The 14,357-nt window shown below is 39.4% G+C and carries 10 protein-coding genes; 5 read left to right on the top strand and 5 right to left on the bottom strand.

The features are described from left to right. Positions 1-58: 58 nt before the first annotated feature. A complete protein-coding gene (locus tag BG00_RS00765) occupies positions 59-1,696 on the bottom strand; it encodes a methyl-accepting chemotaxis protein (RefSeq protein ID WP_036979920.1) in 1,638 nt (545 codons plus the stop codon). A 273-nt stretch (positions 1,697-1,969) separates the two neighbouring features. Beyond that, the gene (locus BG00_RS00760; protein WP_036979917.1) at positions 1,970-4,195 is read right to left on the bottom strand and encodes a S9 family peptidase; all 2,226 of its coding nucleotides are present in this window, start codon (positions 4,193-4,195) and stop codon (positions 1,970-1,972) included. 107 nt (positions 4,196-4,302) lie between these two features. Between BG00_RS00760 and BG00_RS00755 the strand changes: the two genes are divergently transcribed. Both BG00_RS00755 and BG00_RS00750 read left to right on the top strand, forming a co-directional pair. Further along, positions 4,303-4,701 (top strand): HIT domain-containing protein, encoded by a 399-nt coding sequence (locus tag BG00_RS00755; RefSeq protein WP_036979914.1) that lies wholly within the window; start codon positions 4,303-4,305, stop codon positions 4,699-4,701. Positions 4,702-4,732: 31 nt separating this feature from the next. Beyond that, entirely contained in the window at positions 4,733-5,263 is a 531-nt protein-coding gene (locus tag BG00_RS00750) for a protein tyrosine phosphatase family protein (RefSeq protein ID WP_036979911.1), read from the top strand. A gap of 57 nt (positions 5,264-5,320) precedes the next feature. Here the strand turns inward: BG00_RS00750 and BG00_RS00745 are convergent, their stop codons facing one another. After that, entirely contained in the window at positions 5,321-7,021 is a 1,701-nt protein-coding gene (locus BG00_RS00745; protein ID WP_036979909.1) for a dipeptidyl-peptidase 3 family protein, read from the bottom strand. Positions 7,022-7,302: 281 nt separating this feature from the next. Here BG00_RS00745 and BG00_RS00740 point away from each other — a divergent pair, with 281 nt between their 5' ends. Next, a complete protein-coding gene (locus tag BG00_RS00740) occupies positions 7,303-8,142 on the top strand; it encodes an HDOD domain-containing protein (RefSeq protein ID WP_036979906.1) in 840 nt (279 codons plus the stop codon). A gap of 66 nt (positions 8,143-8,208) precedes the next feature. On the opposite strand, the gene rdgC is transcribed toward BG00_RS00740, so the two are convergent. Both rdgC and BG00_RS00730 read right to left on the bottom strand, forming a co-directional pair. Further along, the gene (rdgC, locus tag BG00_RS00735; RefSeq protein WP_036979903.1) at positions 8,209-9,120 is read right to left on the bottom strand and encodes a recombination-associated protein RdgC; all 912 of its coding nucleotides are present in this window, start codon (positions 9,118-9,120) and stop codon (positions 8,209-8,211) included. A 73-nt stretch (positions 9,121-9,193) separates the two neighbouring features. Continuing rightward, positions 9,194-10,960 (bottom strand): ATP-binding protein, encoded by a 1,767-nt coding sequence (locus BG00_RS00730; protein WP_036979900.1) that lies wholly within the window; start codon positions 10,958-10,960, stop codon positions 9,194-9,196. 379 nt (positions 10,961-11,339) lie between these two features. Between BG00_RS00730 and BG00_RS00725 the strand changes: the two genes are divergently transcribed. Together BG00_RS00725 and thrA are read left to right on the top strand one after the other, a co-directional pair. Next, the gene (locus BG00_RS00725; RefSeq protein WP_175416134.1) at positions 11,340-11,705 is read left to right on the top strand and encodes a response regulator; all 366 of its coding nucleotides are present in this window, start codon (positions 11,340-11,342) and stop codon (positions 11,703-11,705) included. 230 nt (positions 11,706-11,935) lie between these two features. After that, positions 11,936-14,353, top strand: a complete 2,418-nt coding sequence (gene thrA, locus BG00_RS00720; protein WP_036979893.1) for a bifunctional aspartate kinase/homoserine dehydrogenase I — start codon at positions 11,936-11,938, stop codon at positions 14,351-14,353. The last annotated feature ends 4 nt before the right edge of the window (positions 14,354-14,357 follow it).

The following is a 14,357-nucleotide window of genomic DNA, read 5'->3' as shown; positions in this document are numbered from 1 at the left end:
AGCCCTGAAAATCAGGGCTTTTTAATTGGTCAAAGGTATTTATTATCCGGAGTTAAGGTTAACTAAGCTTAAAGCGCGATACCACGCTTGATAACTCAACACTGCTTTGTTTGAGTTTGTCGCTAGCGCGAGTTAAATCTTTAGTGTTACCCAATGATTGCTTTGTAGATTGTGATAAATCATTAATTCTTAAATTCACCTCGTCTGCGGCTGATGTTTGCTGCTCTGTGGCGCGAGCAATTTGGCCGTTCATGTCGGTGATCACCGATACCAGCCTGTCTATTTCATCAAGTGATGCATTAGCAGAAGAGGCTTGTTCAACCGTAGAAATAGAAATCTCTTGGCTAGATTTTACCGCTTCAACTGCAGCTTTAGCCCCTTCTTGAAGCTTAGCTATCATAGCTTGAATTTCATCCGTGCTTTTACCTGTCCGGCTGGCAAGTGTTCTTACTTCGTCGGCTACAACTGCAAAGCCTCTTCCATGTTCACCTGCTCTTGCAGCTTCAATAGCTGCGTTTAGCGCTAACAGATTGGTTTGTTCAGCAATGCTTCTAATAACATCAAGTACCGAGCCAATATTATTACTCTCTTGAGCAAGTTCGGCGGTCACTTTGCTGACAGTTTCTATATTACTAGAGAGGGTTTCAATGGCGGTAATGGTTTTCGACACTACATTTTTACCCGTTGATGCATTACTAGCAGCATCATTTGCGGCTTGCTCAGCAGCTTCGGCATTACGGCTAACATCATGAATTTGATGAGTCATTTGCTCCATTGCCGCGGCTACTTGGGTGCTACTGTCGTTTTGAAGCTCAATAAACGACTGGCTGGTTTTGCTAGAATCATCTACAGCATGGGCATGCTCGTTTACATCGTTTGCGCTTTTTGCAACCAGCACCAAAGACTCCCTAATTTTAGAGACAAATAAATTAAATGATCTCGACAGTTGAGATATTTCATCATTGCCATTTTCGTTAAGCGTACGAGTTAAATCCCCCTCACCTTGAGAGATATCTTTCATCATTTCTGCTGCTAAACGAGTCGGCGTTAAAATACTGTGACCAATAAAGTAGCTAAAAAGTACGACAACGACGATCATAATCATCACATTGATAACGATAATAGTACGTTGCTGCGAAAAGGCACTGTCTATAGTATCGAGGTAAACGCCCGAGCCGATGATCCATTGCCATTGATTAAAGCCTTTTACATACGCAATTTTATCTACGGGTTTGTCGCTGCCGGGTTTTGGCCACTTGTAAGGCACATAGCCTTCGCCGGATTTTTTAACAACATCAACCATTTCAACAAATAAAGGGGTGCCATCAGGGTCTTTATTATTCGTTAAATCTTTCCCTTCAAGGGCTGGTTTAATTGGGTGCATTACCATGGTTGGCTGATAATTGTTGATCCAAAAATAGTTAGTATCATCGTAACGCAATGAGCGTATTGAGGCCATCGCTTGAGATTGTGCTTGTGCACGAGTGAGTGTTTGACTTTGTTCAAGCGCTGCGTAGTGTGTAATGATGCTATAAGCAGTTTCCACCACATTTTTTGTTTTTAGGTATTGCTCATTTTTAAGCGATTTATATTGATTACTTAAACTCGAAATACTCAAAACAATTAAACCAAAAATTACAATCCCTACTAAAATGGCTAAACGTTGAAATATAGTAAAACGACGGAGGTTTGGCATATGCATGTTCCCGTATTAGAGCATTATTTCTCTTAAATAAGCATAGTTAAAATATAGGCTAATACGGTTTTATTTTCCTTATATTGTATTTTTAATACTCTCTTTGTTAACTAGTTTGCGTAAATACAATAAAAAGGATAGGCCGAACTTTTATTTAACGGGTGCTTATAATGAATTTAATTATTGTTTGTTGACGTTTCAATATAGCTTATCTGCATAAAAAAAGGCTGATACTTGTATCAGCCTTTAGTCGAATAATTAACCCAATTTTAGTTACTTTGTATTAAAATTACGGTTAAAGAAGTTTGTTATAGTTTGATGTAAATGAGTTTGAACTTGTTTACCGCGAAGGCTATGTTTTGAGCCCGGGTAAGTCATCATTTCAAACTGTTGATTGTTATCTTGCAGCTGTTTAAACAATTTAGTGGCATGGGTAAATAATACGTTGTCATCGGCCATACCATGGTAAATCATTAATGGGCCTTTTAAGCCTTCAGCGTATGGGAACACCGCACTGTCGATATAGCCTTGGGCATTAGTATCAGGGTGACCCAAATAGCGCTCGGTATAATGGGTGTCGTATAGAGCCCAGTCGGTAACCGGAGCACCAGATACACCCGCGCTGAAGTAATCGCCTGCTTTAAACATGGTCATTAGCGCCATATAACCACCGTAGCTGTGGCCGTATATGCCTATGCGAGCAGGGTCTACGTAATCAAGAGTACGTAAAAACTCAACGCCTTTGATTTGATCCGCCACCTCTACAACGCCTAAGTGCTTATAAATTGCATCTTCAAACTTCTTACCGCGATTGTAAGAGCCTCGGTTATCAAGTTGAAAAATTACATAACCTTGTTGCGCCATGTATTGAAAATATAAATTTTTACTGCGCCAGCTATTGGTTACTCGCTGAGCATGAGGACCACCGTAAACGTTGACAATAACCGGATGCTTTTTACCCTTTGCCATATTTGCTGGTTTAAATAAACGATAATGCATAATTTGGCCGTCTTCAGCGGTAATTGTGCCGTATTCGGGCTGGGCTAAATCAGTTAGATACGGGGTAAGTGGGTGAGAGTCATCAAGCTTATTCTCTTCAAGCCACGTAATAAACTCACCATTAATTTTGCGCAGTGCAGCTGAATTTGGCTTATTAACCGATGAGCTATTATCAATGAAAGTTTTATTATCTTTCGCTAGAACGACATTATGGTATTGGCCTTTTTCAGTAATGCGCTTCATAGCCCCTTTTTTAAATAAAGGCGCACTGTATAAATGGCTCTCTAGCGGGGTATCTTTACGTGCAGCAAAGTAAACAACGCCATTTTTTTCATCTATCCCTTTTAGGCTATCTACGACCCAATCACCTGCGGTAATCTGGCGGATAAGTTGGCCGTTATTACGATATAAATAAAGGTGCTTAAATCCATCGCGCTCTGAGGCCCATACAAAATGCTTTTTATCTTTTAAAAATTCAAGGTCAAAATGCAAGTTGATCCAGGTATCACTTTTTTCAGTTAAAGCAACGGTTTGCTGTTTTGTTTTAGTGTTGTAAAAACGTAATTCTAAGCTATGTTGCGAGCGGTTTTGCCATTGATAAGAGAGCGTACTGCTGTCGTTTAGCCACTTAGCGCGGGCAATATAAATATCTTTATCGTCGCCTAAGTCAATCCAGTCAACTGCTTGATCATTAAGTTTTACCACTCCAAGTTGAATGTCAACATTATTGGTGCCAGTAAATGGATAACGCTGGTTAAATAGTTTTACTTCATCAGCATAAATTTCGTTACGAATCGCTTCTTGAACAGGGCTTTCATCAACGCGAGTAAAGGCGATTTTAGATTCATCATTTGCCCACCAATAACCGGTCATACGGCTCATTTCTTCTTGCGCCACAAATTCGGCCATGCCGTTTTTAATTACGCCACCGCCATCTTTACTTAACTGAATTTCTTTACCTGAAGCCAGCTCTAGTGCATATAGGTTTTGCTCTCGGATAAAGGATACGAAATTTCCTTTTGGAGAGAAACGCGCATCGGTTTCAAATGCGTCTGTGTTAGTCAGCTTTTTACTATTTTTAGCATCTAAGTCATAGTAATAAAGATCGCCATTAAGAGGGAATAACAGTGCTTTCCCATCTTTTGACCATTTATATTCAAGGATACCTTTTCCAAAAATACGTTGGCGTTCGCGGCGTGCTTTTTCTTCATCGGAGAGATTTTCTGGGCCTGAAAATAACTGCGCCGAATCAACTAACAACCGGTTGGTATTATCTTTTAAATTATATTCCCATAAATCGTAGCGGTTATAGTCATTGGCTTTACCTTGTAAGTAGGTAACCCGGCTACCATCAGGCGAAAACTTAAGTTGTACCGGAGATTTGCCTGCTAAGCTCGGATCATCAAATATACGCTCAAGCGTTAGCGGCTCAGCTTCTGCGCTTAATGCGCCCGCGAGTAGGGGAATTGCCAGTGAGAGATGTTTTAGTTTTTTTAACACAGGATTGCCTTTACTTACATAAAATTATCTCGATGGTAAAGCACAAGCGTGTGCAACTGCAACTAAATGCTATAAAGTATGCGGTAAAATAATCTAAGGACTTTAACATGAGCAAAACATCATTTATCTTAGCACCTGAACTGAAAAGAGATTGTATTGAACTGGCTGATTGGCCACTTTGTAAGGTGTTGCTATTAAACGACAGCCAATATCCTTGGTTTGTATTGGTCCCCAGAATAGCGGGCTTAAAAGAGATTATTGATTTAACCGAGCAGCAACAAATTACTTATTTACACGAGTCAGCGAAACTCAGTCATTTGTTAATGGAGGTGTTTAATCCTGATAAGTTAAATGTAGCCGCATTGGGTAATATGGTGCCGCAATTACACATTCATCATATAGCGCGTTTTAAAACAGATATTGCATGGCCTGCGCCGGTATGGGGCAAGTTTCCGAGTGTGCCTTATACTCATGAGCAGATAGAGCAATTAAAAGCGCATTTTTAAAAATCAAAATGAGTTACTTTGAGGGGGTAGTATGAAATTAATCAAACAGCTCTGTACGAGTGTATTTATTGCTGCAGTTGCAGTATCAACAGTGATAGCCAGTGAGCAACCTGTAGTTATAGATGTGGTAAATAACGCTAATATTAAAAACTTTGCAGCACATAACAACTTGGTTTTTTCAGCAGCCCAGCCCAGTGATGCACAGTTTAAGCAATTGTCGCAAGCTAATGTTAAGCATGTTATTAATTTACGTGCAGCAGATGAGCAAGACTGGGATGAAGGGGCATTAGTTAATTCTTTAGGAATGAGCTATCACGCAATTGAGATTGCAGGTGCACAAGATGTAAACATCGACAATGCAAAACGATTAGCTAGCCTTTTAGAAGAACTTAAAGGTGAGTCAGTGGTTGTTCATTGTGCGAGCAGTAATCGTGTTGGTGCGCTAATGGCTATTTCAGCCCATCAACAAGGTGCTGATATAGAGTCTGCGATTGAAACCGGTAAGCAGTGGGGAATGGCAAGCCTTGAGCCGGTTGTTCGTAAAGTGATGAGTGATAAATAATTCAAATAATAAAAAAAGCGTTACAGTGTAACGCTTTTTTTATGTGGTTGGTTTTTATTAATTAAGGCCAAGTACCTCTTTACCTTGTTTGAAGGTTACATCTACAGGGATGTTCGCTTTGCTTAACTTTTCTAAATCTTTAGCTAGTTCCGCTTTAATATCGCCATGAGTTGCAATCAGTTGATCAACTTTTTCGTAATCACCGTCACCTTGTAGGGTTAAAATAAGGCGCGATAATTTAGCCATAGCGTCGCCCATTTTATCCATGTTGATGCTATACAAGCCGTCTTCATTTTTAGAGAAGGCACCTTCTTGAGCAAAAAAGTTAAAGCGGATCATATTTGCTTTACCATGTGCACTTGATGCACCAAAGCGCACTGAGCGGAAAATACCCGCCATAAAAGTGGTGTAGTAATCTTCTAATGTACCTTCGGTGATTTCACCTTTTTTAAGTAACTGTTCAACCATGTATAAACCAAGAATATCGGCTTTACCTTCTTCCAAGGCGCTAGCGTGCTCTTGAAGTGATTGGCGAACAGTACCTTTACCCGTTATGGTGTTTTTAATTCCTAAACCGTGAGCTACTTCATGGAACATAGTGTTAGCAAAAAATGCATCAAAGGTAATGTGTTTACGTTGCTCTGGCACAATTAACTGCTCTGCGATAGGGACTAAAATTTTATCAAACTTCGCTCGCATTGCATTTTTAAGCTGTAAGCGACGTGTGCCTTTTTCTAGCTGCACTTGCTCATCATTGGGTAAGTTAATTGCAATGGTTTTACTGCCGGCATTTGAGTGCCCAGCATAATAAACAACATCGTAGGCATTTAAATCAGCATCTGAGCCAGGTACTTCTTGCTTGTACTTGCTATCAACAGGTAAGCCTTTTTGCAGCTCAGGTAAAAAGGCAGCAAATTTAGCCAGGCGCTCGCTCCATTTTAAATCTTTAATTAGTACATACGATTCATAGGCAGCACGGTAACCAAATAATTGGTCTTCGTAGTTTTCAATTGGGCCAATAACAACATCGATAGGATTATTTTTCATATCCATCCAAGCAAAGTCAGAGGCTTGGAAGTCATCGCTTTGTATTGCGTCAGCTCGTAAGTTTAGGTAGTTGGCAAATTCTTTGTCGTCAGCTAATTTGCTAGCGTCTCTAAGTAACTTAGCTGCTTGGGCAAGTTCTACGGCATATTCTTCTGAATAAGGCGTGCTGTATAAATTACCTAGTTCATCGCGTTTAATAAGTGAGTAAAGCCCTGTTTTATCTTTTACATCAGCGTTATTAAGCTCTTCTTTGGTGATGTCGGCCGGATAAAAACCTGCCCCAAGCGGCTTTTCTTTATAGCCAGATAAAAATACTTCATCGCCATTTAAGCGATCCCATGGGCCGTAGTTTATATCTGCAAACTGACGTACTTTTTCATCATCTAATTGTGCTAAAAAGCTTTGTTTATCTTCACCAAATGCTTGTTTCCAAAATAAATCGTCCATAATTTTTGAAGCATCAATAAGCTTGGCAACCATGGCTTTTTGGTTATCAGATAAGTGTGACAAATCGCTTTGTAAGCTAAAGTCTGTGTATATGTCTAAGCGTTGACGGTCAATATTAACGAGTGTTGGCCCTGAAGGCGCTTGAGAAGCCGTTGGCGCTGAGCTTTGCGGCGTATTGTTTGAAGACGGTGCTTGCTCAGAGCAGGCACTAAGAAAAACGATGCCAGAGAGCAGTATTGCTTGGCTAATTTTATTTAAGATCATTATATTGCCTTTAAAAAGTCTATTTTATAACTTGTATACTGTAAATTAAGGTACTGAATGAGTATTAGTGTGCCTTAGCATGTTTGCATTAAAGCAAAACATACTAGCAAATAGCAAGTATTAGGCGTTAGAGTGCACTCATGAGGGGGCGCTGGTAAATAATCAATAATTATCTACAATTCTTTTTATTTTAGGTATATGTTTAATACTACTAAGCTTTGAAATAATTAATAATATAAGACTTGCTGTAAAGTGTAGGTCATTAAGCAAAGGGATATTTTATGTCTACAGAAAATGCCTTACTCACTATTTTAGTTGACAGAATTAACAACGACACACTGGTGTTGCCTACGTTACCTGAGGTAGTGATTAAGGTTCGTCAAGCCGCAGATAACCCCGATGTTAATTTGATGCAAATGTCAGATGTGATAGCACATGATCCTGCATTGTCGGCGCGGATGATCAAAGTCGCAAATAGTGCAATTATGGGCCGAGCTGTAAAGGTGTCTAACTTGCACCAAGCTGTTACACGCATTGGGCTTAGGCAAATAAAAAATATTGCTACAGCCATGGCAATGGAGCAGTTATTTTTATCTAACAACGAGTTAATTAAAGGTTACATGGGAAAGGCGTGGCATAAAACGCTGCATGTGGCCTCGCACTCTATTTCATTAATGGAGTTTTACTTAAAAAGAAATACTCACACTTCGCTTAACCGTGATGCCATTACACTAGCTTCATTGGTTTATAATATTGGGGTGTTACCGATTTTAACTGAGGCTGAGCGACACCCAGAAGTGTTTGCCAATCCGAGTTTTTTGGCGCATGCAATTCAACGTTTAAGCGGTAAAATTGGTGGCTCAATAATGAAAGCATGGGAATTCCCTGATGTGTTTGTAGAGGTTGCACAGCACTGGGCAGATGTGAATCATCGTACTGCTGAAGTGAGTTATATCGACTTTATTCGCATTGGTGCAATCCTTGAGGGAACCCTACAAGTATCAGATAAATCTGCGGCGCTACAAACCTATATTGATAAAGGCATTTTTCCTTCATTAGAAATGTTAGAGAGTGAGGAATACTTGCATATGGTTGAAGACGTAAAAAAAATGTTTAGCTAAATTTTTGAGCAATAAAAAGCACGATTTAATCGTGCTTTTTAGTTGTAATACTATTTTATAAAGCTTTTACGCTAAATCTTCAGCATCACCTAAGCCCTGTGTAAGCTCTTCTAGCAATTGCTTAATTTCTTCAGATGCAAGAATAAAATCAGCATCTAATTTAACCGCCATATCTTCTTTAGGAATATCGGCATTTTCTTCTTTAAGTGTTTCTGAATAGCTTAAACGTTTAATTGAGCCATCGTTTTGTAGCATAAATTTAACGCGCTCTTGCCAATCAAGGGCAAGCTTAGTAACGCGCTTACCACTTTCAAGGTGCGACTTCACTTCGTCACACGATAGGTCATGGCCTTTAAGTTTTACCTGGGCGCCACTGTCATCAGCTTCTTCAAGTTCAGCGTCTGATCCAATTGCAAAGCCCTCTGGAGTACTAAAGTTAGTAAGCCAGTCAGTTAAAAATACGTCTAAATCATAATTAGCAAACGCAGGAACAACGGGTAATGTCCCTAATGATTTACGTAATAGAGCAAGTAGTTCCTCTGCTTTATTAAAGCTTGCACTATTAACTACCACCCACCCATTTTCTTGGTCTATAAAAGCAAACTGCAAGCTCGATTTTTTAAATGCTTGTGGCAATAAGGTGTGTAAGATGTTTTCTTTTAATTCATCTTTTTCTTTTTTCTTTACTGGGCGATTTTCTTCGGCTTCAATCTGATCAACTTTTTCTGCTACCAGCTCATTTATTACCGAGGCTGGTAATACTTTTTCTTCACGCTTAGCGCACACTAAAATACTTTTTTGTGAGAAATGAGAAAGAGTTTCACCATGTTTACCAAATGCTTTTGTCCAACCAAATGTTGCCAACTCTTGGCCAGTACAAGGACGAAATAGATCTTGCTCTAATGCCTTATCAAAGTCTTCTTGTGTGTATGAAACGTCTTGTTTAAAGCGATAGCATATAAGGTTACTAAACCACATAGGGGAATGATCCATTTAAAAAATTTGTGCAATCATAGCAATAAAAGCCGCTTCTAGAAACGGCTGATTTAGCTTAATCGAGTTTAAAAAGTGGCAGGGGAGATGACATGTTTTTAGGGAACGAAATACGGTAGTGTAACCCTTGCCCAGGCTCACTACTTACTTCAATTTTACCATTGAGCGCTTGTTTTACTAGATTAAAAATAATATGGGCACCTAAGCCGCTGCCACCCTCATCACGCTTGGTGGTAAAAAATGGGTCAAATAAACGCTTTAGTTGAGCCGGTTTTAAACCTAAACCATTATCTTGATAATTAATGATGAGGTCGTTTTCATCAGTATTCACATCTATGGTGATTTGGCCGCTGTTTATATTTTCAAAACCATGCACTAATGAGTTCATAATTAGGTTCGTAAATATTTGGCTAATGACTCCCGCAGGTAAGTTAATAATTAAATCATCTGGGCAATGTAGGCGAATGCTGTGAGATGTTTTTTTAATTTGTGGGTGCAAAGAGCGTATAACTTCATTGATGTAGTCTTTAAAGTTAATTGTTCTTAGGGCTTCACTGGCCTGATCTACCGCAATTTGTTTAAAGCTGGTTATTAAATCTGAGGCACGTTCTAAGTTGTGAGAGAGCAGTTGAGCGCTTTGCGCTGCATCATTAATAAAGCCTTCTAACGACGCAGACGATAATGATTTATTTTTATACGCAGTTTCTATTTCGGTTAATCGCTCTTGTAGAAAAGAGGTGGCAGTAACGCCAATGCCAATAGGGGTATTAATTTCATGAGTGATCCCCGCCACTAAGCCGCCTAATACCGCCATTTTTTCTGAGCCAACCAGTTGCTCTTGCGCAAAGCTTAATTCATCGAGCGAGCTTTGTAGCTGAGTTTGTTTGCTTAACAGTTCTTGTTCGGTTTGCTTTCGTAAATCGACTTCTTCTGTTAAAACTGCTTTTTGTCGCTCTAGTTCATATTTTTGTTGTTGCAGATCGATCATTGCTTGGCTTAAATTTGATGTTTTACGCGCAACATCTTGTTCAAGTTGTAAGTTTTGTTGATCCAGTTTTTGATTGCTTTCAATTAGGTCATGCTGAGTTTGTTTTAACTCTTTTTTATACTCAACAACCTTCGAAATCAGATTGTTAAAAGAGCGTTCCATTACTTTAAGCTCGTTATTTTCATCGGTGACTATTTTAACCTGTTGACCATCAAGCTCTTCTAACTCAAGGTATTCAATTTGCTCGGTTAATTGAGTAAGAGGCTCGGTGAGTAACTTTCTAAATGCAATTAAAAATAAGATGATTAAAAAGGTTGTTTTAATCATGGCATTACCAATCAAAAAGTAGATAGAGAGCATAATGCGACTAAAAATTACATCGCGACTAGAAAATAAAGTAACATCGCCTACTTGCGTTGCTCGTCCTGAAAACTCAAAAATAAGTGGGAATGTATAGCCAAATAAACCGGCTTTGGTGTCCTCTACCATGACATCTTCTTGCACAAGTTGCTGACTGTAAAGATTGTGAATATTTAGCGCGCGGCCTAATTGAGAAATAATAGCGCCATTATCGTCACGAATAATAACCCCCTCAACCATAGGTATATCGAGTAATCCTTCGGCGGTTGTGATGGTTTGCTTTATATTTAGCTCCCAAATTGCTCTGGTTAAACTTCTACCAAAGGTCTTTTGTAATGTGCCAAGTTCATTGCGTATGTAATCTTTAGTATTGACGTACTCTGCGAAAATTTGCCCGCAGGTCACCACAAAGGTCAGTATAAAATAAACTGATAAAACCCGAGTGAGTAACTTTGTTGAAAGACTTTTTTGCGGCATGGGAGGCTTATATTTCCTTAAATTATTCAACTGTTAATGTACGCTTATAAACATTAGTTAATAAATGATTAAAAATAAACATATATTTTATAATATTGCTATTTAGCGTTGTTAAATAAGCAATCATTCTGTTTTATATGCATGGGGTTTCTGTTTGAGAACCGTTGGTTTGGATAGGCTGTTTTTTACTTGGAAATAGTTAATTTACTAATTTGTATTGTGCAATTAAGCATTTTATTGATAACTTTAATAGAAGTTACAATAAATAATCTGCTCGTTGCTAATTTGGTTATAATTTTGACTGTTGCGGATTGGGCAACCAACTAATTTTACTGTGGGTTTAGGTGTTTTGTATAAGTTTAATTAATGAGTCATTATAATGCGTTTTTCTATTTTAGTCTGTGATGATTCCACCGTTGCTCGCAAACAGGTAATACGCTGTTTAAAAGAGTGTATTGATGCCGATATTCAGCAAGCAACTAACGGTAAAGACGCTTTGGAGCAATTGCGTCAAAGGCATTTCGATCTTTTGTGTCTTGATTTAACCATGCCTGAAGTTGACGGTATTGAAGTACTTGAGCAAATCAAAATTTCTAAAATAGAGTCTTATGTATTAGTGATCTCTGCTGATATCCAACAAGAAATGCAAGCACGTGTCGCACAACTGGGCGCAATTGATTTTATTCATAAACCAATTAATAAAACGCAACTGAGTGCAGTTTTGCATAAGTTTGGCATTTATTAATAAAATTCATGATGAAAAAGACTGTTTTATCTGCTAATTTAGGGTTGACAGAATAGCCTGTGTTAAGGCAGTCTTAAGCTTATGAAAACATTTAGTCTTGTAACGACCATTATTATTACAACCACCATTCTTACTGGATAGTGGCATAGGTCGGTGCAACAAATTTAAAGGCCTGTGTTCACTTAGAACACAGGCCTTTTTTCGTTTTATGGAATGAGGAAACATAAAAAATGCGCGTATTAAAATTTGGTGGCTCATCGCTCGCTGATTTTGCCTGTTTAGAGCAAGTTGCTGCACTCGCTAAGGCACAATTAAAAGATGAAATGTTACTGGTACTGTCAGCCCCAGGTGGCATGACGGACTCGTTAGTTAATTTAGCTAGTACTGCAGAGCAGGGGAATGACTTTAGTGAACAATGGCATTCACTGACTAGCCGATGCAATACGCTTAAAGCGGCGGTAGAGGAAAAGCAAGGAGCAGTTCAAAACTGGCCTGACTTTAACGAACTTAAAAATAAGCTTGATGGTATTGCACTGATAAAGTGCTGCCCTGATAAGGTCAGAGCATTCATTATTAGCTTTGGTGAGCGTGTTAGCGTATCGCTAATGCAAAGCCTATTAGCCGATCATAACGCGCATTATTTACAAGCAACAGATTGTATTGTTTCAACCGGCGGATACATAGACGCAGAAGCGGATTTAGTGGCCAGTAAGGCACGTTTTCAAGCCGTGTTAAAAGAATCCCCTGCGACGGTTTATATTATGCCGGGCTTTACCGCAAGTAATGATGAAGGGGAGCTCACAACACTTGGTCGTAATGGGTCTGACTACTCGGCAGCGATTGCTGCAGCGTGTTTAGAAGCACAAGTGTGTCAAATTTGGACTGACGTTGATGGTGTTTACAGCGCCGATCCGCGCTATATCAAAAAAGCCACTAAGGTTGATTTCCTGTCTTATAAAGAAGCGATGGAGCTTTCTTATTTTGGCGCTAAAGTATTGCACCCTAAAACTATCCTACCGTGTGCAAAAGCAGGAGTGCCATGCGAAATTAAAAACACGCATAATCCAGACGCACAGGGCTCACTAATTAGTAACGATACGGTATCTGATGAACCAGTAAAAGCACTCTCAAGCTTGCAAAACTTAGCTATGTTGACCGTTTCAGGCCCAGGTATGAAGGGCAAAGTGGGCATGGCATCGAAAGTATTTAATGCATTAGCCCATGATAACGTGTCAATTGTACTTATTACCCAGTCATCATGTGAATTTAGCATTAGCTTTTGTGTGCATGAAAGCGATTTAAATCTAGCGTTAAGTGCGTTGCAAGTAGCCTTTGACTTAGAGTCAAAAGCGGGGCTCATTGAGCCGGTAAATGTGCAACGTAATTTAGCAATAGTAACGTTAGTTGGTGATAACATGCGTGCCCATAAAGGGTTGGCGGCTAAGTTTTTTGCATCGCTTGCACAAGCGCAAGTAAACATTGTTGCCATAGCGCAAGATTCAACAGAAAGTGCTATTTCAGCCGTTATTGACGGTGAATTATGTAATGACGCGGTTAAAATTTGCCATGAAAACTTCTTTACTCATGTACCTTCAATTGATGTGTTTTTATTGGGCTGTGGCTTAGTCGGCCAGGAGCTAATTAACCAGCTTGAGCGTCAACAAGCATGGCTTGAAAAACGTAATATTAAATTAAACCTATATGGTGTTGCCAACTCTCGTCAATTACACCTTGATGGTGAGGGAATTGCGTTTGATGATTGGCAGCAAAAACTGGCGCAGTCAGAGCAAGCGTTTGATTTAAAACTGGTCGAGCAGTTTGTTAAGCAAAATCATTTAGTTAATCCAGTGCTAGTTGACTGTACTTCATCAGATGCCTTAGCTGCACAATATGTAGATTTTTTAAATGCAGGTTTTCATGTTGTGGCTGCCAATAAAAAAGCCACCACGAGCTCATATACGTATTACCAAGATTTAATTGCCGCAACACATAAAAATAATCGTAAGTTTTTATACGAAACTAACGTAGGTGCAGGTTTACCTGTAATCGATAACTTGCAATCGTTGTTTGGTGCAGGTGATGAGTTACTTGAGTTTAGTGGTATTTTATCAGGCTCGCTTTCATACATGTTTGGTGCACTAGAAGATGGTTTATCACTTTCTGAGGCAACAATTAAAGCCAAAGAAAGCGGGTTTACAGAGCCCGACCCACGCGATGACTTATCGGGAACTGACGTAGCACGTAAGCTACTTATCATTGCACGCGAAGCCGGTATGAAATTGGAGCTTAGCGATATTGAAGTGGAGTCGGTTTTACCGCCGGGTTTTGCCCAAGATGACAATGTTGAGCAGTTTATGGCGAAATTACCTAGTTTAGATGCTGGTTTTAACGACCGTGTTCAAAGTGCAGCAAGTGAAGGTAAAGTACTTCGCTATGTAGGCACAATTAAAAATGGTCACTGTAAAGTCGGAATCGAAGCGGTGGATTCATCACATGCATTGAATGTTATTCGTGATGGTGAAAATGCGCTGGCTATTTTAAGCCAATACTACCAACCGCGTCCGTTTGTAATTCGTGGTTATGGGGCAGGCTCTGCAGTAACGGCTGCGGGTGTATTTGCAGACATCTTAAAAACATTATCTCGCTAGGAGT

The sequence above is a fragment of the Pseudoalteromonas sp. SCSIO_11900 genome, from assembly GCF_000576475.1.
Lineage (GTDB): Bacteria > Pseudomonadota > Gammaproteobacteria > Enterobacterales > Alteromonadaceae > Pseudoalteromonas > Pseudoalteromonas tetraodonis.
Note: the sequence above shows the minus strand (reverse complement) of the source record. Positions and strands in the feature narration are given on the sequence as shown.